Raw genomic sequence first — 19,019 nt, forward strand, 5'->3', positions numbered from 1 at the left:
GCGTGCGGCAGGCGTGTGGGACAGGAAGCGCGCCATGGTTTATCGGCGGACGCATCAAGTGGTGAAGCGCCTTGCGGCGCGGCGCAGTGCGATCTTGACGGCGGCACGGGAGACTGCAGCGGAAGGCGGGATGGCGGCGGTGCAGATCGCGCCCGTCGCGGTCCGGGCCAATGTCGCGGCCGGCACGGTCTACCGCTACTTCCCCTCCAAGGCCGAGCTGATCTCTGAGCTCATTGCCGAGGTCTCGCGCGATGAGCTCGCGGCGATCCGCCGGGCGGCCGATGCCGCGCCGGGGCCATCCTCGGCGCTGGCGGCCGCCGTCACCACCGTGGCGGTCCACACCCTGTCGCAGCGGCGGCTGGCCTGGGGCATTCTGGCAGAACCTGTCGATGTCGATGTCAGCGCCTCCCGCCTTGCCAGCCGGCGGGAGATTGCCGGCGAGATTGCCGCCCGGATCGACGCCGCGGTGCGTGCCGGTCACCTGCCGGCCCAGGACACCGCACTCGCCGCCACCGCCTTGCTCGGCGCGCTGCATGAGGCCCTGGTCGGGCCGCTAGCGCCTGACAATCTCGACGATCCCGTCAAGATGCGCGATGCGGTGCAGACCGTGACGCTGCTGGCGCTGCGTGCGGTCGGCGTCATGGACGCCCGCGCCCGGGGACTCGTGGTGCAGCAGACGCTGTTGCCGGCCGCGAAGGCGCTCGTTGGGGCGTAAAATCGCCCTGTGCACGAAGCGGCCGGCCTGACGGCGCTCAGGTGGTTGACTGAGCGAGCCTTTTCGCAAAACCACAGCAGGATCGCCGGGCCCTCCGGCTACTGTGCATGGGGTTGTTTTTCGACTTTTTGTTTGGCGTGCCCTGGCGGGCCTACATGATCGCGTCGCCCTCGGGGCCGACCGAGGCGATGCGCACCATGTTGGTGGTGCCGGGGATGCCGAGCGGCACGCCGGCGACGATGATGACACGCTGGCCGGCGCGGACGAAACCGTCCCGGAACGCGATCTGGCCGGCGCGGCCGACCATGTCGTCCTGGTCGCGCGCGTCTTCCGCCACCACGCAATGCACGCCCCAGACCACCGCGAGCCGTCGGCCGGCGGTGATGTTCGGCGTGATCGCCACGATCGGCGGCTTCGGCCGCTCGCGCGCCACCCGCACTGCGGTCGAGCCCGAGCTGGTCCAGCAGATCAGGGCGGGAAGGTCGAGCGTCTCGGCGATCTGCCGCGCGGCGTCGGCGATGGCATCGCCCGCGGTGGATTCCGGCGCGGGACGCTGTGCGGTGAGCACGGAACGATAAATCGGGTCGCGCTCGACCTCCTCGCCGATGCGGTTCATGGTCGAGACCGCCTCGACCGGGAATTTGCCGGCCGCCGATTCCGCCGACAGCATGATGGCGTCGGCGCCCTCATAGACTGCCGTGGCGACGTCGGAGACCTCGGCGCGGGTCGGCACCGGCGACTGGATCATCGATTCCAGCATCTGGGTTGCGATCACCACCGGCTTGCCGGCGCGGCGTGCCATCCGCGTCATCTGCTTCTGCAGGCTCGGCACGCGCTCGAGCGGCAATTCGACGCCGAGGTCGCCGCGCGCCACCATCAGCGCGTCGGAGGCCTCGATGATGTCGGCGAGGCGGTCGATCGCCTGCGGCTTCTCGATCTTGGCCATGACCGCGGCGCGGCCGCGGATCATCTTCTTGGCTTCGATCACGTCGTCGGCGCGCTGCACGAAGGACAGCGCGATCCAGTCGATGCCGGTGACGAGCGCCGCCTCGAGGTCGGCGCGGTCCTTCGAGGTCATGGCGGAGACGGGCAGGTCGGTGTCGGGCAGGCTGACGCCCTTGCGGTCGCTCATCTTGCCGCCGACCACGACCCGCGTCACCGCGTGCTCTTTCGAGGTCTCCTCCGCGATCAGGCGCACCTTGCCGTCGTCGAGCAGCAGCGCGTGGCCGGGCCGCAGCGCCGCCAGGATCTCGGGATGCGGCAGGTGGACGCGCGTGGTGTCGCCGGGGGCCTTGTCGGAATCCAGCGTGAAGGTCTGGCCGTTCTGCAGCTGCACCGAGCCTTCGGCGAAGGAGCCGAGCCTGAGCTTCGGGCCCTGCAGGTCGACCAGGATGCCGATCGGCCGGCCATAGCTGCTCTCGACGTTGCGGATCGTCGCCACCAGCTCCCGCATCTTGTCATGCGGGGTGTGGCTCATGTTGATGCGAAACAGGTCGGCGCCGGCCTCGAACAGGCGGCGGATCATCGCGAGGTCTGAAGAGGCTGGGCCCAGGGTCGCGAGAATCTTGATACGGCGAAGACGCCTCATGGCTTATTTCCAGACGGGGGCGAGGGAGCTGGCGGGAGGCCAGGCGGGGCGGGGGGCGTACCACCGGGCGGGCTATTGGGCAAACCCGGAACCCCGCCCGGGCCAACCGGACCGGGGAGGCCGGGTACGCGCTGCTGCGCCGGCTGTTCGTTGGCATCGGTGAGCTGCACCGTCCACGCCCGCTGCTCACCGGTATCGACCTCGAAATAGCCGGTCCGGTCATAGCCGCGCGCGAGGCAATCCTCGGTGCCGCGGATGGTGAACTCCTTGTCGCGCGAGCACATGAAGGCCTGCCCCGACCACTCGCCGCCGCGGTCATAGTCGATGGCGTAGATGTAATAGTAACGGGCGACCAACGTTCCCCGCAGCAGGGTCTCGCAGGAGCGGGACGAGATGTTCCACCAGCCCTCGGTGGTCCAGCCCTCGGCGTCCTTGTAGCCGAGCGCAATGCCGACCCGGCTCGACGTGTTGTTGCAGAGACGGAAATCGGCGGAGGCCGGGCTGCTCCACAAGCACAGCAGACCAATCGCCAGCACCGGGACCAACCGGGCGAGCATGCGAAGGGGGTAGCGGGGAGATTCGGCGATCATTGTCGCGGAAGCTATATCAGATCATTGGCGATTTGGCGTAGGGGGCCGGGGAACTGCCTCAAGGCCGGGTTCGGGTCGGTTTGCGTGGCAAAATCTGTGACAGGACCCACCTGATCCCGTAAGGGTGACCGCAATCGGGGCAGGCCCAAAGGGATATCAAGGGACATAGCCATGGCAATCGACGACAAAACCAGAACGGAGCTCGAGGCGGCCGCTTTCCGCCGTCTGGTCGATCATCTGAAATCGCGGACGGATGTCCAGAACATCGACATGATGAATCTGGCGGGCTTCTGCCGCAACTGCCTGTCCAACTGGCTCAAGGAAGCTGCCGACGCCCAGGGCGTCGCCTTAAGCAAGGACGAGAGCCGGGAGGCCGTCTACGGCATGCCCTACGAGACCTGGAAGTCGAAATACCAGGGCACGGCCACGCCAGAACAGCTCGAGACGATGAAGAAGGTCCATCCCCACGGGCACTGAACGGCCCGGGTGCGCCTCGCCTGAGTCGCACCACACAACAGCTTTCTTGGCCTCGCCGCAGGAAGGTGTGGGCGCGCTGTGGACGAGCGCGATGCTGCCTTGAACGCAGTCGGTACCAACCCTAAGGGTCTACCAGCACGCGCGGTGAGGGATGCCGGCGTCACCTCGTTTTGCCAGTTCCATTGGGAGTACCTAGATGGCCACCTCCGCCGCCGTCCGCGACGACGAGCCCGCGACGAAATTTGCCAAGGACCAGCTCAAATCCATCATCGAGCGCATCGAGCGGCTGGAGGAAGAGAAGAAGGCGATCTCCGACGACATCCGCGACGTCTATGCCGAAAGCAAAGGCAACGGCTACGACGTCAAGGCGCTACGCACCATCGTGCGCATGCGCAAGCAGGACCCCAACGAGCGCGCCGAGGCCGAGACGATTCTCGAGACCTACATGCAGGCGCTGGGCATGCTCTGAGGCGTTCGCGCCTCAAGCACGACTGCGGCAGCCCGGAGTACAGCGAAATCCGGGTTCTCGCAGTGTGAAAGCAACCCCGGATTGCGCCGCGCTCCATCCGGGCTAAAAATTGCGCGTGTTTCGTTTGCGAACGGAGTCGCGAATGACTGCGCCACCGCTGCCGCGCGAGGTGAACCGTGCCTTCGGCGCTCTGCCGGCACCGATCGGCAAGCGGCTGCTTCAGGTGCGCGCGCTGATCTTCGCGACGGCCGCGGCGTATGAAGAGGTCGGCCGGCTCACCGAGACTCTCAAATGGGGCGAGCCGGCGTATCTGACCGACGAGACCGGCAGCGGCTCGACGATCCGGCTCGGCCGCGTCAAGGACTCCGCACACGCCGCCATCCTGTTCAATTGCAAGACGACGCTGATCGATAGCTTCCGCGAACGCTTTCCCGATCGGTTCGAGTACCGGCAGACCCGGGCGCTGTTGTTGCCGGTGGTGGGCAAGCTGCCAAGCCGCGAGCTATCGGTCTGCCTGTCGCTGGCGCTGACGTATCATCTGGACCGGCGAGCGCGAAAGCGCGGTAGGGCGTTCTTGTAGCCTGGATGGAGCGAAGAGACTGAATTCGTGGAGGTAGCTCGGCGCCTCAGCGCAGCGCGGCCGTGCGCATGACGAAAGACGTCGTCTGGAGCTTCGCGGTCGCGCTGCCCGAAAAACTGTCGCAGGACAGGCCGTGCATCGGGTCGTCGGCAAAGCCCATTGCGATCACGGCCTGCGGCTTGACGAAATAGCCGCGCAGCGCGGCCGTATCGAGCTCGCCCATCAGCGTGACCGACATCGCGCGGCTGGCGCTCGGCGATAGCATCACGATCTTGAGCCAGATGCTCTCGCTCTTGGCGGCCGAGAGGCGGGTCGCGGTCGCGACCGCGCCGTCGACGCTCTTGCCGACCACCGTGTTGATTTCGGTCGCCTGGGCGATGCTGCGCGACGCGGGACGGGCCGAGCGCGGGATCGGCGCGGAGGCGGCGACGACATTGGCGCGATCAACCGGGGAGGCGGCCGGCGCGAAAGCCAGCGCCTGAAGGGCCGCGTTGGACACGCTCGCGGTTGCTTGCGGATCGGTGGCAGAGGCGAGCGCCTGGCGGGCCTTCAGCGCAGCGATTTGCGCCGGCGTCGCCTGCTGCGGCGCGGCCGGGACATCATCCCAGAAGCCGCGGGCGTTGATGATGTCGGCCGGAGTCTCCGGCTTGCCCTCCGCAGATTTGGGTGCCGGCTTGTCAGCCACCGGCGCGGGCTTCGGCTTGGGCGGCGCGACCAGCTGTGCGTCGGCCGAGGCGAGCTGGATCGCGGCGGCGATCTGCGGCTTGGCGCGCGGCGTCGGCACCGGATCGGCGGGCTTGGCTGCGGCTGCGACGACAGTTGCTGCCGCCGGCTTGGCGGCCGGCGCGGGCGCGCCCTCGTCGTCCTCGTCGCTGCTGGCGGCCGGAGCGGCGGACTTGCCCTTGAACAAAGCGGCGAAGAAGTTCGGCTTGCTGCTGCTGGAGTCGTCGCCATTGCCGCGGCGCTCGATCTCGGCCTTGGCGAGCTCATAGCCCTTGAGCGGGGTGCCGTCTGTCGGCAAGTGCACCGTCTTTCCGTCCGGGAAGACGCGGGCGAGCTGGTCATGCGTCATGCGCGGCCAGTGCCGGATGCTGCCGGTGTCCAGATGCACGAAGGGCGAGCCCGACGTCGGGTAGAAGCCGACGCCGCCGCGCTGCAGGCGCAGGCCGGCGAAGCGGATCTGCTCCAGCGGCACGCCCGGAATGTAGAAGTCCATCGCATGTCCCAGCATGTGCTGGCTGAAGCGCGCCACCCCGGAGGAGCGGCGGCGGAGCATGGCGTTGGTGGCGGGGGAGCGGTAGGAGGAGATGATCTGGATCGGCTGCTTGGCGTCGACGTCGCGGTAGACTTCCCAGAGGATATCGAAGAGGCGGCGGTCCATGACCGTCTCGTCCTGGGTGCGCCAGTCGCGCAGGAAGTGATTGAGCTGCTTCAGCGCCGCTTCGTCATAGCGGCCATCACGCTTGAAGGTGACGGTCAGGTCTTCGCCGGAATGGGTGTGGTGGAAGGAGAGGGTCTTGGTTTCGCTCAGCGCGGCGGCGTTGTGGACTGAACCCGCGGCAGCAAGCAGCAATACGGCAGCGAGGCCGATCCGGGATCCGGCCTTCACTCCCGCATGGGACAACGACAGCACAGTAAATTGGCGTGCGAGACCAGTCAGCACGTATGAGCCCACCCAGTCGACGAGCGTTCAAAATGGACTCTCCCGCCAACCCCGTAGCAGTGCGAAAGAGGATGAACGCTTTCTTAAAGCGAGAAGGTTAATTCGAGGTTGACCTTCCCGCGCCCAAACCAAGTCAGGCTACAATCCTAACCCGTTGAGTGTGGCAAAAAAACGCCCGGTGCCGGGAGCCAGGTGGACAATGGTTAACGTTAAACGGCCCCATCCATGGAACGGGGCCGTTGATATCGTTGTGGAATTCGAAAAGCTGAGCTCCCGCAGCCTTACCGGGTGAACACCCGCTGCTGCTGGGACCGGCGGCCGACCGGAGCCGGCGGCGGGGTCGGCGCCCCGCCTCCGAACAGCCGTTCGAAGAAGTTCGGGCCCGACGAGCCGAAGCCACCCCCATTGTTGGCCACGGCAACGCCTGAGGGCAGGGTCGTCGCCGGGCGCGAATAGCTCGGCTGCGAATGCGCAACGACGGCCTCGAGATCCTTGCCGCGGTTGTTCTTCAGGATGTTGATCATGGTCGCGTCGCGGCCATAAACGTCCTTGCGGAACTGCAGTTTGCCGGCATCGTCCACGAAGGCGGTCTGATAGGTGATGTTGACCGGGACCGGAGTCGGGAATTTCAGGTCGATCTCGCTCTTGCCGTACATGCTGCGCACGCGCTCGGGCGTGTACTTCTCGTTCGGCATGGTGATGTTGAGCAGTACGGACGCGTACTGATCCGGGTTCTGCACGCGCATGCAGCCATGGCTGAAGGCGCGATCTTCCCTGGCGAACAGGTTCTTGTCCGGCGTGTCGTGCTGATAGACCAGGAACTTGTTCGGGAAGTTGAAGCGGATGCGGCCGAGCGCGTTGGCTTCACCGGGCGGCTGCGAGATGTGCACCGAGCCGTCGCGGTTCTGTTCGAGCTTGAGGCCCATGCGCTGCAGCACTGTCGGGTCCTGCTGCAACGCCGGCAGATACTCGTTGTAGACGATCGACGGCGGCACGTTCCAGGTCGGATTGACCGTGATGTACTTCATCGTCTCGGTCAGCAGCGGGGTCGCATGCGTGCCCGGCTTGCCGGTGACGACGCGGGTGGTCCAGACCTGCTGGCCGCGCTGCATCACCTTCAGCGTGTAGTCGGGAATGTTGAGGATCACATAGGCATCGCCCAGCGCGGGCGCGCCGAGATCGCGCGGCAGCCAGCGCCAGCGCTCCATGTTCACCAGCACCACGTCGATCTGCTTGTCGCGCTTGGGGGTGTTGAGCGCCTTGACCGTCTTGTCGTCGAGGACGCCGGTCACCTTCATCTCGGCGCCGCTCTGGAATTTTCGCACGGCGTCGGCGACCGCTGCGTCATAGCGGGTGTCGCCGGCATTCTCGGCAAGGCCGAGCTTGGCGCGAAGCTGCGGCACACGCGCATCTTCCACGACGACCTCAGCCTGCTTCTTGCTGGCCGGGGTGTATTTCAGCGCCGGACCGTCGGCGATCTCGATCACCGGGCCGCTGCCCTGACCACGAAGCTCCGCGAGCTTGGCCTTCAGCTCCTTGTAGAGCTTGTGGGGCGGATTGTAGCTGTCGAGCGCAGCGGAGGCGTCCGTCGCGGTCGTGACCTTGGCGAGCACCTCGTTCGGGTCGACCGGATGCTCGGGATAGAGGATGTCGCCGCTGACCTGCGACCAGTGCATGCGGCCGCTCTGGGCCTGGCGCGCATAGTCGAACATGCTGGCGGTGAGCTTGAGCTCGGCATCGGCCAGCGCATCGGGCGTGGTGGCGCTGGCGAAGTCCGGCACCGGATAGTCGGCGGGATTGAGGCCGTCGGACGCCGCATCCTTCAGCCGCGCGATGACGCCCTTGGCCGCGGTGGTCAGGCTGCCGCCTTGCGTCCAGACCGGCGCGAAGTCGCGTGCGCCATAAAACTTCTCGATCGCCGCGCGCTCGTTCTTGCGATCGAAATGGCGCGAGGTCTTGGCGCCGATGATGTCCTTGAGCTTGTCGGCGACCGGCTGGTCGGCGGCGGGAACATTGCTCGCGGCCTTCACGGGCTCAACGGTAGGTGCCGCAGCCGTGGCCGGTGCCGCAGGCGCAGCCGGCATGGCGGTGTCTGCCTTGGCCGGCTCGGTCTTCACAGGCTCGGTCTTGGCAGGCTCGGTATTGGCCGTTTCGCCCTTCGGCGCCTCGGCGGCGGGCGTGGTGGCGACGTCGGAAGGCTTGGTCTCGACCTTGTTCGGGGCCGGTGCGATGTCAGCCTTCACGGGCGCCTGTGCCGGCTCCTTGGCGGAATCCTGCACCGTGGCGGTGGTGTCGAGCTTGATATCGGAGGCGGTCGGGGGCGGGACGTTGGCCGGCTCGGGGCGCGGGATCGCGGCTTCGATCGCGAGCTCGGCAGCGCTGCTGCGCGCCTGATCCTGCGCCAGGGCTGAGCTGGCCGACACCGTGAGGAAGGTCGCCGCGACCGTCATCAAGACACGGTCGAAGCCCGCACGGTGGTTCAAACAGTCACGCATTGTGTCGCACCCCTCGGGTGAACTGTCCCTCGTGGAACAGCTTTGTTATCGCCTATTGAGCTTCGGCTAAATCGCGCCGGCCTCTCGAAAGTTGCACGCCTGCACGCAACGATTCATACGCAGACGATATACAGGCCCCGGTTTTGCAGCCAGCGCTAACCGGGACAACTCACGCCAAACTGACTTCAAGGGAGCCTCTTGGCAACGGATTGTGCGCCTGCACAGCGCGCTTTTCCCTGTGTCTGTCACTTCCAAGTCACGGTTCAAGAAGCAGTCGAATTCTGTCGTCGTGCGAACGGCTTACAGCCGCTCCCGCATCGCCGCGCGAACCCTCGTTCGCATGATGCTCAGTGCGTCTCCTCGCCGCTTTTCCCGCCATGTCCGGGAACCCCGGCCTCGTCGAGTTTGCGGTAGAGGGTGGACCGGCCGATTTTGAGGCGGCGAGCCACCTCGGACATCTGGCCGCGGTAGTGCGAGATCGCGAAGCGGATGATCTCGTTCTCCATGTCCTCCAGCGAGCGGACATCGCCGGTCGCGGTGAGCAGGGCGAGCGTGCCTACCGCCGGGAGCGGCGCGATCGGTATTTCATTACCCGATACCACCGACGGGGTCGCCGCCGGCTCGAGCATCAGCGGGGCGGTCGGAATCTCGGTTACGGGATGCGGCTGCGAAGCGAGCAGAGGGAAGTCGCCGAGGCCGAGCTGGTCGCCGTCGCTCATCACCACGGCGCGGTAGACCGCGTTCTCGAGCTGGCGGATGTTGCCGGGCCAGTCGAGCTGGGCAAGATGGGCCATGGCCTCGCCGCTGATGCCGGTGATCGCGCGGTTCTCCTCGGCGGCAAACCGCGCCAGGAAATGCCGGAGCAGATGCGGGATGTCCTCGCGCCGCGCCCGGAGCGAGGGGATCGTCAGCGGCAGCACGTGCAGGCGATAGAACAGGTCTTCCCGGAAGTGTCCTTGTTTCACCCGCTCCAGCAGCCGGCGATTGGTTGCCGAGACGATGCGGACATCGACCTTGACGGGCTTGCGGCCGCCGACCGCCTCGACTGCGCCTTCCTGGAGCGCGCGCAGCAGCTTGACCTGCGCAGTCAGCGGCAGCTCGCTGACCTCGTCCAGGAACAGCGTGCCGCCATGGGCCTCGACGAACTTGCCCATGTGCCGCTCGGTCGCGCCGGTGAAGGCGCCCTTCTCGTGGCCGAACAGAATGGACTCGACGAGGTTGTCGGGGATCGCGCCGCAATTGACGGCGACGAAGGGCTTGGCCTTGCGCTCGCCGCTGCCATGGATCGCGCGCGCGAACATCTCCTTGCCGACGCCGGACTCGCCTTCGATCAGAACGGGAATCGCAGAGTTCGCCGCCTTCTGCGCGGCGCGCATCACGGGTGCCATCGCCTCGGCGCGGGTGATGATGTCGGAGAACGTCAGCCGGCCCTCGCGGCTGTGCCGGATGCGCTGCAATTCGCCCTTGAGCGCGGAGGCGTTGAGCGCGTTGCGCAGCGAGACCTGGAGCCGCTCCACACCAACCGGCTTGACCACGAAATCGGCCGCGCCGGCGCGCATCGCCGAGATCACGTTGTCGATGCCGCCATGGGCGGTCTGCACGATGACGGGGACGCTGAGACCCGCTTCGCGGATTTTCGCCAGCACGCCCATGCCGTCGAGGCCGGGCATCACGAGATCGAGGATGACGGCGTCGATGGCCGGCGCGTCGGGAGCGGTAAGGGCGGCGATCGCGGCGTCACCGGAGTCCACGACGACCGTCTCATAGCCGCATTTCTGCACCATGTTCTCGACCAGCCGGCGGGCTACGGCGTCGTCGTCAGCGATCAAAATACTGGCAGCCATGGTGTTCCCCGCACGCTACTACTATCTGTCTCGAATCGGGGCACTCTGGCCGAAGCCGATTAACGCACTCTTAAACCTTGATGCCTCCGCCCGCCGTCGCGCTTGTTGAACACAGGTTTCCCACACAATGAATTCGCGCTCCAAGACTGCTCTCCGCAAGCCTGCCGCCAAAACATCCGCCCCCAGAACATCCGCCGCCAAGAAATCCGCCGCCAAGGCAAAGTCCTCCAAAACGCCGCTCGCAAAGCCTGCGAGCAAGACCGGCAAGCTTCCGGAGTGGAACCTTGCCGATCTCTATTCCGGGATCGATGCGCCGGAAGTGGCGCGCGATCTCGAAACGATGGATGCCGACTGCGTCGCGTTCGAGACCGACTACAAGGGCAAGCTGGCGACAGGGACAGCAAACGAAGATGGCGGAAAATGGCTCGCGAAAGCCGTGCGACGCTATGAGGCAATCGACGATCTTGCCGGCCGGCTCGGTTCCTATGCCGGGCTCGTCCACGCCGGCGACAGCGTGGACCCTGCGATTTCAAAGTTTTACGGCGATGTCTCCGAGCGGCTGACGGCGGCGTCCACGCATTTGCTGTTCTTTGCGCTCGAGCTCAATCGTGTCGATGACGATATTTTGAACCGGGCGATGCAAGCGCCCGAGCTCGCGCACTACCGTCCCTGGATCGAGGATCTGCGCAAGGAGAAGCCGTATCAGCTCGACGACAAGCTCGAGCAGCTTTTCCTGGAGAAGGCGCAGACCGGCTATTCCGCCTTCAATCGGCTGTTCGACCAGACCATCTCCGGACTGCGCTTCAAGGTCGGGGCCAAGGAGTTGGCGATCGAGCCGACGCTCAATCTGTTGCAGGACCGCGACGGCGCCAAGCGCAAGAGCGCAGCCGAGGCACTGGCAAAAACCTTCAAGGCCAATGAGCGCACCTTTGCGCTGATCACCAACACGCTCGCCAAGGACAAGGACATCTCCGACCGCTGGCGCGGCTTCCAGGACGTCGCGGATTCCCGCCATCTGAACAACCGTGTCGAGCGCGAAGTGGTGGATGCGCTGGTCGCCTCGGTGCGGGCGGCCTATCCGAAGCTGTCGCATCGCTATTACGCGTTGAAGGCGAAGTGGTTCGGCAAGAAGCGGCTGGCTTATTGGGATCGCAACGCGCCGCTGCCCTTTGCCGCGACCGATACCATCGGCTGGCCCGACGCGCGCAACATGGTGCTGACGGCCTATCGCGGCTTCTCGCCCAAAATGGCCGATATCGCCGAGCGCTTCTTCACCGATCGCTGGATCGACGCGCCGGTGCGGCCGGGCAAGGCGCCGGGCGCGTTCTCGCATCCGACCACCCCGTCGGCGCATCCCTATGTCCTGATGAACTACCAGGGCAAGCCGCGCGATGTGATGACGCTCGCCCACGAGCTCGGCCATGGCGTGCATCAGGTGCTGGCGGCGAAGAACGGTGCGCTGATGGCGCCGACGCCGCTGACGCTGGCCGAGACCGCCAGTGTGTTTGGCGAGATGCTCACGTTCAGGCGGCTCCTTGCCCAGACCAAAAATGCAAAACAGCGCCAGGCGCTGCTCGCCGGCAAGGTCGAGGACATGATCAACACCGTGGTGCGGCAGATCGCGTTCTACTCGTTCGAGCGCGCGGTCCACACCGAGCGCAAGAACGGCGAGCTCACCGCGACGCGGCTCGGCGAGATCTGGCTGTCGGTGCAAGGCGAGAGCCTGGGTCCGGCGATCGAGATCAAGGCGGGCTATGAGAACTACTGGATGTACATCCCGCACTTCATCCATTCGCCGTTCTACGTTTACGCCTACGCGTTCGGCGATTGCCTCGTGAATTCGCTCTACGCGGTCTACGAGAACGCGAACGAGGGCTTTGCCGAGCGTTATCTCGACATGCTAGCCGCCGGCGGCACCAAGCATTATTCCGAGTTGCTGCGGCCGTTCGGGCTCGATGCCAAGGACCCGAAGTTCTGGGACGGCGGCCTGAGTGTCATCGCCGGGATGATCGACGAGCTCGAGGCGATGGGCTGAGTGTAGGGCCGTAAAACATTTGTTGAACAATTGGGTGGGTCGTGTTATACAGATGTATAACGAGGTGCTGCCATGAACGAGAACGCGAGCTCGAAGGACTTGAAGAACGAATCCACCGTGCTTCAGGTGCGCAAGATAGGCAATTCGATCGGCGTTATCCTGCCGAAGGAGCTCGCGGGTCGTCTGAATCTCAAAGAGGGTGACAGGCTGTTTCCGGTCGAGCAGTCGGACGGTGGCGTGTTGCTGACGCCGCATGATCCTGACTTCGAAAAAGCAATGGAAGTCGCACGGCGAGGCATGAAGCGTTATCACAACGCTCTCGCCGAGCTTGCCAAGTGAATGAGCCGTTCTGGCTGACGCGTCGGATCATCATTGCGATCCACCACGAACAACTGGCGATCCATGGCGGCGCAAGCGGCCTTCGAGATGAAGGCATGCTCGAATCCGCGCTCGATCGGCCCAGAAACAAATGGTCTTACGAGAGCGCCGATCTTCCCGAATTGGCGGCGGCGTACGCCTTCGGCATCGCGCGCAACCATCCGTTCGTCGACGGCAATAAGCGCACGTCGCTGCTGGCGCTGTACACGTTTCTCGGCGTGAACGGCATCGACTTCGTTGTACCCGAGGCTGAAGCGGCAGCCATCATCCTGTCGCTCGCTGCCGGCGAGGTCAGCGAGGAGAACCTGACGCGTTGGATCCGCGACAATTGGGATTCCAAATGAGCCGATTTGCGGGAAAACCGCTGCCCAGCGCCGTTGCCCTGCTCGAAGGTTTCAGGTATCCCAGCCCAAGAATTCGACTTTCGACTGGGGACAATCCATGGCTGATCATAGCGAAGTGGCGTACAGCACCGCCGACGGCAACGACTACGTTGCCCACGAGCAGACCTACGAGGGCTTCATCAAGCTGGTGAAGTACGGCACGGTCTCGGTCGCGCTCATCGTGATCCTGATGGCGGTCTTCCTGACCTGATCTGTCGGCAGCTGCACACGCCAGCGGCAGCAGCTGCCCAGAATATTTGCATCCAAGCCGGTGCCAAAACCGGTATCGAACGCCGCGGGAGTAACGCTTAGTTTGCGCGCGCGCTGTCCCGCGCCGCCGGAGGACCTATGAAGATCGCCGTTGCCAAGGAAATCGATCCGCTCGAGCCGCGAGTCGCCGCTTCGCCCGATACGGTGAAGAAGTTCAAGGCGCTGGGCGCCGAGATCGCCGTCGAGCCGGGCGCCGGCCTCAAATCGGGCCTGCCGGATTCCGAATTCACCGCGGTAGGTGCCACCGTCAGCGCAGATGCGCTGAAGGATGCCGACATCATCATCAAGGTGAAGCGTCCTGAAGCCTCCGAGCTCGCGCAGTACAAGCGCGGCGCGCTCGTCATCGCCATCATGGACCCCTATGGCAACGAGGCCGCGCTGAAGACGATCGCCGATGCCGGCGTTTCCGCCTTCGCGATGGAATTGATGCCGCGCATCACGCGCGCGCAGGTGATGGACGTGCTGTCCTCGCAGGCGAACCTCGCCGGTTACCGCGCCGTGATCGAGGGCGCCGAGGCGTTCGGCCGCGCCTTCCCGATGATGATGACCGCTGCCGGCACCGTGCCTGCGGCGAAAGTGTTCGTGATGGGCGTCGGCGTCGCCGGCCTCCAGGCGATCGCGACCGCGCGCCGTCTCGGCGCCATCGTGACCGCGACCGACGTGCGGCCCGCGACCAAAGAGCAGGTCGAATCGCTCGGCGCGAAATTCCTCGCCGTCGAGGACGAGGAGTTCAAGAACGCGCAGACCGCCGGCGGCTACGCCAAGGAGATGTCTAGGGAATACCAGGCCAAGCAGGCCGCGCTCACCGCCGAGCACATCAAGAAGCAGGACATCGTGATCACCACGGCGCTGATCCCGGGCCGGCCCGCGCCGAAGCTCGTCTCCGGCGAGATGGTCAAGTCGATGAAGCCGGGCTCGGTGCTGGTCGATCTCGCCGTCGAGCGCGGCGGCAATGTCGAGGGCGCCAAGGCCGGCGAGGTCGTCGACCTCGATGGCATCAAGATTGTCGGCTACACCAACGTCGCTGGCCGCGTCGCGGCCTCGGCCTCCAGCCTCTACGCGCGCAATCTGTTCTCCTTCATCGAGACCATGGTCGACCAGAAAGAGCAGAAGCTCGCCGTGAACTGGGACGACGAACTGGTCAAGGCGACCGCGCTCACGAAAGACGGCGCCGTCATCCACCCGAACTTCCAGCCGAAGGCTTAAGGAGACCCGCCATGGAGCATGCTGCACAGGTCGTCGACCCCTTCATCTTCCGGCTGTCGATCTTCGTCCTCGCCGTCTTCGTCGGCTATTTCGTGGTGTGGTCGGTGACACCGGCGCTGCACACGCCGCTGATGAGCGTGACCAACGCGATCTCCTCGGTGATCGTGGTCGGCGCGTTGCTTGCCGGCGGCGTCGCGAACGTCTCGAGTGGCTCGGGCTGGGCCCGCGCCTTCGGCTTTGTCGCGCTCATTTTCGCCTGCGTGAACATTTTTGGCGGCTTCCTTGTCACCCAGCGCATGCTGGCGATGTACAAGAAGAAGTCGAAGTAAGCGGCCACCTCGGGCTGAAGGGATCAATGGGGACCTGAGATGAGCGCCAACCTCTCTGCATTTTTGTATCTCGTGGCGGGAGTGCTGTTCATCCTGTCGCTGCGCGGGCTGTCGAGCCCGGCTTCGTCGCGCCAGGGCAATCTGTTCGGCATGATCGGCATGGCGATTGCGGTCGCCACCACGCTGGCCAACCATCCGCCGGCAGACGGCCTCGCCTGGGTGCTCGTCATCGTCGGTATCGCCATCGGTGCCGCGATCGGCGCGGTGATCGCCCGTCGCGTGCCGATGACCTCGATGCCGGAGCTGGTCGCCGCCTTCCACTCGCTGGTCGGCATGGCCGCGGTGCTGGTCGCCGCCGGCGCGTTCTACGCGCCCGAGGCCTTCGATATCGGCACCCCCGGCAATATCCATCCGCAGAGCCTGGTCGAGATGTCGCTCGGCGTCGCCATCGGCGCGCTGACCTTCACCGGCTCGGTGATCGCGTTCCTGAAGCTGTCCGCGCGGATGAGCGGCGCGCCGATCATCCTGCCCGCCCGTCACATCATCAACATCGCGATTGCCGTGGCGCTGGTGTTCTTCATCGTCCGCCTGGTCCTGACCGGCGGCGCGCTCGACTTCTGGCTGATCGTCATCCTGGCGCTGGCGCTCGGCGTGCTCATGATCATCCCGATCGGCGGCGCCGACATGCCGGTCGTGATCTCGATGCTGAACTCCTACTCCGGCTGGGCTGCGGCCGGCATCGGCTTCACGCTCGGCAATTCCGCGCTGATCATCACCGGTGCGCTGGTCGGCTCGTCCGGCGCGATCCTGTCGTACATCATGTGCCACGCGATGAACCGGTCCTTCATCTCGGTCATTCTCGGCGGCTTCGGCGGCGAGACCGCGGCGGCCGGCGGTGGCGGCGGCGAGCAGAAGCCCGCCAAGCTCGGCTCGGCCGACGACGCGGCCTTCATCATGAAGAATGCCCAGAAGGTCATCATCGTGCCCGGCTACGGCATGGCAGTGGCGCAGGCGCAGCACGCGCTGCGCGAGATGGGCGACATCCTGAAGAAGGAAGGCGTCGAGGTGAAGTACGCCATTCACCCGGTCGCCGGCCGCATGCCCGGCCACATGAACGTGCTGCTCGCCGAAGCCAACGTCCCCTATGACGAGGTGTTCGAGCTCGAGGACATCAACTCCGAGTTCGCGCAGGCCGACATCGCCTTCGTGATCGGCGCCAACGACGTCACCAACCCGGCGGCCGAGGAGGACAAGACCTCGCCGATCTACGGCATGCCCGTGCTTCAGGTCTGGAAGGCCGGCACCGTGATGTTCATCAAGCGCTCGCTCGCCTCCGGCTATGCCGGCATCGACAATCCGCTGTTCTATCGCGACAACACCATGATGCTGCTCGGCGACGCCAAGAAGGTCACCGAGAACATCGTCAAGGCGATGTAGCACGCGAAGGAAACCGACCGTGGCCATCAACAGGGAATGGCACCGGTCCCATCGCATGCCGCTCAAGGCGACGCGCGAGCAGCGCGTCGCATGGCACGCCGCCCACAAGGCGGCGTGCGGCTGCCGGGACGTACCGGCGAGCCTCCGGCCCGACGTCATGAAATTGCTGCGGAGCAGTCGCAAGCCCTGAGCCTGAACCGGGGGCCGGCCGCGCAATGATCACCATCGCCAAATGGACCGTCATCCTGCTCGCGACCGTCTATCTCGCCGGGCTCGTCGTGCTCTATGCCCGGCAGCGCGAGATGCTGTTTCCGATACCGACCGCCAAGCGGACCCCGCCTGAGGCTGCAAATTGTCCCGAGGCGGAGGAGCATGTCCTGGCCACCTCGGATGGCGAGAAGATCATCGTCTGGCATGTGCCGGCGAGGCCCGGTCGTCCCGTGATCCTGTATTTTCCGGGCAATGGCGATTTTCTCGCCGGCCGTGTCAGCCGCTTCAAGGCCATGACGGCTGATGGCACCGGCTTGGTCGCGCTGTCCTACCGCGGCTATGCCGGCTCCAGCGGCGCGCCGAGCGAGGAGGGTCTGCTGCGCGATGCCGCTGCCGCCTACGCCTTCACCACCGCCCGCTACACGGCGGAACGAATCGTCGCCTGGGGCTTCTCGCTGGGGACCGGCGTGGCGGTTGCGCTCGCCTCGGAACAGCGTGTTGGAAAGCTCGTCCTGGAGGCCCCCTATACCTCGACGGCCGACATTGCATCTTCGTCATTCTGGTTCGTGCCGGTGCGCCTCTTGATGCGCGATCCGTTCCCTTCCGACGAGCGGATCGCGCGCGTCACGGTGCCGCTCCTGGTGATGCATGGCACCAATGACCTTGTCATTTCGATCGTGTTCGGAGAGCGTCTGTTCGCGCTCGCGCATGAACCGAAGCAGTTCGTTCGCTTTGCGGGCGGCGGACACGACAATCTCGATGCGTTCGGTGCGATCGAAACGGCAAGGCGCTTCATTGGATCCTGAACGGCTCGTCTCCCGGCTGTGGGGCGTATCCCTCGCCGCCATCCTCGCTTTGTTGCCGCAGCAGGCCTGGGCCGCAACCGGCCTCGATGGTGCGGCGATGCGCTGGCCCTATGCGCTTCCCTTTGCCGGCCTGTTGCTGTCGATCGCGCTCGGACCGCTGCTGTTTGCAAAAGTCTGGCACCATCATTACGGCAAGATCGCTGCTGCCTGGTCGCTGCTGGCGCTGGCCTCGCTCGTCATTTTTGCCGGGAGCATGGCGACGCTGGCGGCGTTCGTCCATGCCATGCTCGCTGAATATCTCGGCTTCATCGTGCTGCTGTTCGCGCTCTATGTCGTGGCCGGAGGCATTCTCATTACCGGCGACATCAAGGCCACGCCGGCGACGAATGCCGGCATCCTCGCGCTCGGCACCCTGATGGCAAGCATCGTCGGCACCACGGGGGCCGCGATGATCCTGGTCCGTCCGCTGATCCGCGCCAACCGGCCGCGGCGCCACAACGCCCACGTCATCATCTTCTTCATCATCCTGGTCGCCAATGTCGGCGGCGCGCTGAGCCCGCTCGGCGATCCCCCGCTGTTCGTCGGTTTCCTGCACGGCGTCGACTTCTTCTGGACCACGCGGAGCATCTGGTTGCAGACCGCAATCGTCGCCGGATTGCTGCTCGCGATCTTCATCGCCATCGATTCCTGGCGCTTCCGCAGCGAGCCCGCGCTGAGCGACGCCGGTCCTGCGGATCCGGTCCGCATCCGCGGTCTGGTCAACCTCGTGCTGATCGCAGCCATCGTCGCGAGCCTGCTGGCCTCGGCGATGTGGAAGCCCGCTATCGCCTTCGACATTCTCGGAACGAAGCTGGAGCTGGAAGACATCGCGCGCAATTTGGCGCTGCTTTCCATTGCGGCGCTGTCGGTGTGGCTGACGCCGGACGAGCACAGGCTGGCCAACGGCTTCACCTGGGAGCCGATCCGCGAGGTCGCAAAACTGTTCGCGGGCATTTTTGTCGCCATCATCCCGGTCATTGCCATGCTCAATGCCGGCCATCACGGCGCCTTTGCCTGGCTGTTGTCGGCCGTGACGGCACCGGACGGCACACCGCGCGAGGTCGCCTATTTCTGGTTTACCGGCCTGATGTCGGCGTTTCTCGACAATGCGCCGACCTATCTCTTGTTCTTCCAGCTTGCCGGCGGCGATCCGCACATGCTGATGCATCAGCTGTCGGGCACGCTCGCGTCGATCTCGATGGGCGCCGTCTACATGGGAGCGCTCACCTATATCGGCAACGCGCCGAACTTCATGGTCAGCAGCATTGCCAGCGAGAACGGGATCAAGATGCCGAGCTTCTTTGGCTATCTCGTGCGCGCCGGCGCGGTGCTGATCCCGCTGTTCATGCTGCTGACGCTGCTGCCGGTCGCGCCGATCCTGCGCTGGCATTGAATCCGCCGGCCGATTTGCTCGCCGCTCGACAAGGAGCTCGAGCTCGGCCTCAACGCCCGGGGGCAGCGTGCTCTTGCTCCCGACCTTCGTCCTGAGCATGCCGACCTTCGGC

General features: G+C 65.4%; 19 protein-coding genes. 14 read left to right on the forward strand and 5 right to left on the reverse strand.

Translation table 11 applies throughout. The annotated features are described in order from the left end of the window. Positions 1 to 34 precede the first annotated feature (34 nt). Complete coding sequence (locus tag GDN70_RS08745; protein WP_028140307.1) at positions 35 to 715, forward strand: TetR/AcrR family transcriptional regulator; 681 nt, start codon at positions 35 to 37, stop codon at positions 713 to 715. 151 nt (positions 716 to 866) lie between these two features. Here the strand turns inward: GDN70_RS08745 and pyk are convergent, their stop codons facing one another. Together pyk and GDN70_RS08755 are read right to left on the reverse strand one after the other, a co-directional pair. Next, positions 867 to 2,303, reverse strand: coding sequence for a pyruvate kinase (pyk, locus tag GDN70_RS08750; protein WP_018317789.1), 1,437 nt, complete (start codon positions 2,301 to 2,303; stop codon positions 867 to 869). Next, the gene (locus tag GDN70_RS08755) at positions 2,300 to 2,893 is read right to left on the reverse strand and encodes a DUF1036 domain-containing protein (RefSeq protein WP_095426669.1); all 594 of its coding nucleotides are present in this window, start codon (positions 2,891 to 2,893) and stop codon (positions 2,300 to 2,302) included. Before GDN70_RS08755 ends, pyk begins: the two co-directional genes overlap by 4 nt. 171 nt (positions 2,894 to 3,064) lie before the next feature. Here GDN70_RS08755 and GDN70_RS08760 point away from each other — a divergent pair, with 171 nt between their 5' ends. The 3 genes from GDN70_RS08760 (at position 3,065) to GDN70_RS08770 (ending at position 4,419) form a co-directional block, all read left to right on the forward strand. Beyond that, entirely contained in the window at positions 3,065 to 3,370 is a 306-nt protein-coding gene (locus GDN70_RS08760; RefSeq protein ID WP_018317791.1) for a DUF1244 domain-containing protein, read from the forward strand. Between the two features lie 196 nt (positions 3,371 to 3,566). Beyond that, positions 3,567 to 3,839, forward strand: a complete 273-nt coding sequence (locus GDN70_RS08765) for a DUF2312 domain-containing protein (RefSeq protein WP_014492426.1) — start codon at positions 3,567 to 3,569, stop codon at positions 3,837 to 3,839. A gap of 142 nt (positions 3,840 to 3,981) precedes the next feature. Continuing rightward, complete coding sequence (locus tag GDN70_RS08770) at positions 3,982 to 4,419, forward strand: hypothetical protein (RefSeq protein WP_095426668.1); 438 nt, start codon at positions 3,982 to 3,984, stop codon at positions 4,417 to 4,419. A gap of 46 nt (positions 4,420 to 4,465) precedes the next feature. Here GDN70_RS08770 and GDN70_RS08775 read toward each other — a convergent pair whose 3' ends face one another. The 3 genes from GDN70_RS08775 to GDN70_RS08785 all read right to left on the reverse strand — a co-directional run bounded on the left by GDN70_RS08775 (position 4,466) and on the right by GDN70_RS08785 (position 10,421). After that, positions 4,466 to 6,094, reverse strand: coding sequence for a DUF882 domain-containing protein (locus tag GDN70_RS08775; protein WP_095426667.1), 1,629 nt, complete (start codon positions 6,092 to 6,094; stop codon positions 4,466 to 4,468). 269 nt (positions 6,095 to 6,363) lie between these two features. Further along, the gene (locus GDN70_RS08780) at positions 6,364 to 8,577 is read right to left on the reverse strand and encodes a murein L,D-transpeptidase (protein ID WP_152102399.1); all 2,214 of its coding nucleotides are present in this window, start codon (positions 8,575 to 8,577) and stop codon (positions 6,364 to 6,366) included. Positions 8,578 to 8,924: 347 nt separating this feature from the next. Next, positions 8,925 to 10,421 carry a sigma-54 dependent transcriptional regulator gene (locus GDN70_RS08785; RefSeq protein ID WP_152102400.1) on the reverse strand — a complete coding sequence of 499 codons (1,497 nt, stop codon included), beginning with the start codon at positions 10,419 to 10,421 and terminating at the stop codon, positions 8,925 to 8,927. A gap of 127 nt (positions 10,422 to 10,548) precedes the next feature. On the opposite strand from GDN70_RS08785, the gene GDN70_RS08790 reads away from it, so the two are divergent. The 10 genes from GDN70_RS08790 (at position 10,549) to GDN70_RS08830 (ending at position 18,907) form a co-directional block, all read left to right on the forward strand. Continuing rightward, on the forward strand, positions 10,549 to 12,456 hold the full coding sequence (locus tag GDN70_RS08790; RefSeq protein ID WP_152102401.1) for a M3 family oligoendopeptidase: 1,908 nt from the start codon (positions 10,549 to 10,551) through the stop codon (positions 12,454 to 12,456). Positions 12,457 to 12,528: 72 nt separating this feature from the next. Further along, on the forward strand, positions 12,529 to 12,795 hold the full coding sequence (locus tag GDN70_RS08795) for an AbrB/MazE/SpoVT family DNA-binding domain-containing protein (RefSeq protein WP_038948412.1): 267 nt from the start codon (positions 12,529 to 12,531) through the stop codon (positions 12,793 to 12,795). After that, positions 12,792 to 13,178, forward strand: coding sequence for a type II toxin-antitoxin system death-on-curing family toxin (locus GDN70_RS08800; RefSeq protein ID WP_038948414.1), 387 nt, complete (start codon positions 12,792 to 12,794; stop codon positions 13,176 to 13,178). Before GDN70_RS08795 ends, GDN70_RS08800 begins: the two co-directional genes overlap by 4 nt. Positions 13,179 to 13,275: 97 nt before the next feature. Further along, positions 13,276 to 13,428, forward strand: coding sequence for an aa3-type cytochrome c oxidase subunit IV (locus GDN70_RS08805; protein ID WP_028140297.1), 153 nt, complete (start codon positions 13,276 to 13,278; stop codon positions 13,426 to 13,428). Between the two features lie 137 nt (positions 13,429 to 13,565). Continuing rightward, positions 13,566 to 14,693: a Re/Si-specific NAD(P)(+) transhydrogenase subunit alpha gene (locus GDN70_RS08810; RefSeq protein WP_152102402.1), complete on the forward strand. Its 1,128-nt coding sequence runs from the start codon at positions 13,566 to 13,568 to the stop codon at positions 14,691 to 14,693. An 11-nt stretch (positions 14,694 to 14,704) separates the two neighbouring features. Continuing rightward, on the forward strand, positions 14,705 to 15,022 hold the full coding sequence (locus GDN70_RS08815) for a proton-translocating transhydrogenase family protein (protein WP_018317801.1): 318 nt from the start codon (positions 14,705 to 14,707) through the stop codon (positions 15,020 to 15,022). A 39-nt stretch (positions 15,023 to 15,061) separates the two neighbouring features. Next, the gene (locus GDN70_RS08820; protein ID WP_028140295.1) at positions 15,062 to 16,459 is read left to right on the forward strand and encodes an NAD(P)(+) transhydrogenase (Re/Si-specific) subunit beta; all 1,398 of its coding nucleotides are present in this window, start codon (positions 15,062 to 15,064) and stop codon (positions 16,457 to 16,459) included. Positions 16,460 to 16,478: 19 nt separating this feature from the next. Then, positions 16,479 to 16,649 (forward strand): hypothetical protein, encoded by a 171-nt coding sequence (locus tag GDN70_RS34875; protein ID WP_162832257.1) that lies wholly within the window; start codon positions 16,479 to 16,481, stop codon positions 16,647 to 16,649. Positions 16,650 to 16,677: 28 nt separating this feature from the next. Then, on the forward strand, positions 16,678 to 17,475 hold the full coding sequence (locus GDN70_RS08825) for an alpha/beta hydrolase (RefSeq protein WP_152103678.1): 798 nt from the start codon (positions 16,678 to 16,680) through the stop codon (positions 17,473 to 17,475). Beyond that, positions 17,429 to 18,907, forward strand: coding sequence for a sodium:proton antiporter (locus GDN70_RS08830; protein WP_152102403.1), 1,479 nt, complete (start codon positions 17,429 to 17,431; stop codon positions 18,905 to 18,907). Before GDN70_RS08825 ends, GDN70_RS08830 begins: the two co-directional genes overlap by 47 nt. Positions 18,908 to 19,019 lie beyond the last annotated feature (112 nt).

The organism is Bradyrhizobium sp. TM102, assembly GCF_009176685.1.
Taxonomy (GTDB): domain Bacteria; phylum Pseudomonadota; class Alphaproteobacteria; order Rhizobiales; family Xanthobacteraceae; genus Bradyrhizobium; species Bradyrhizobium ottawaense.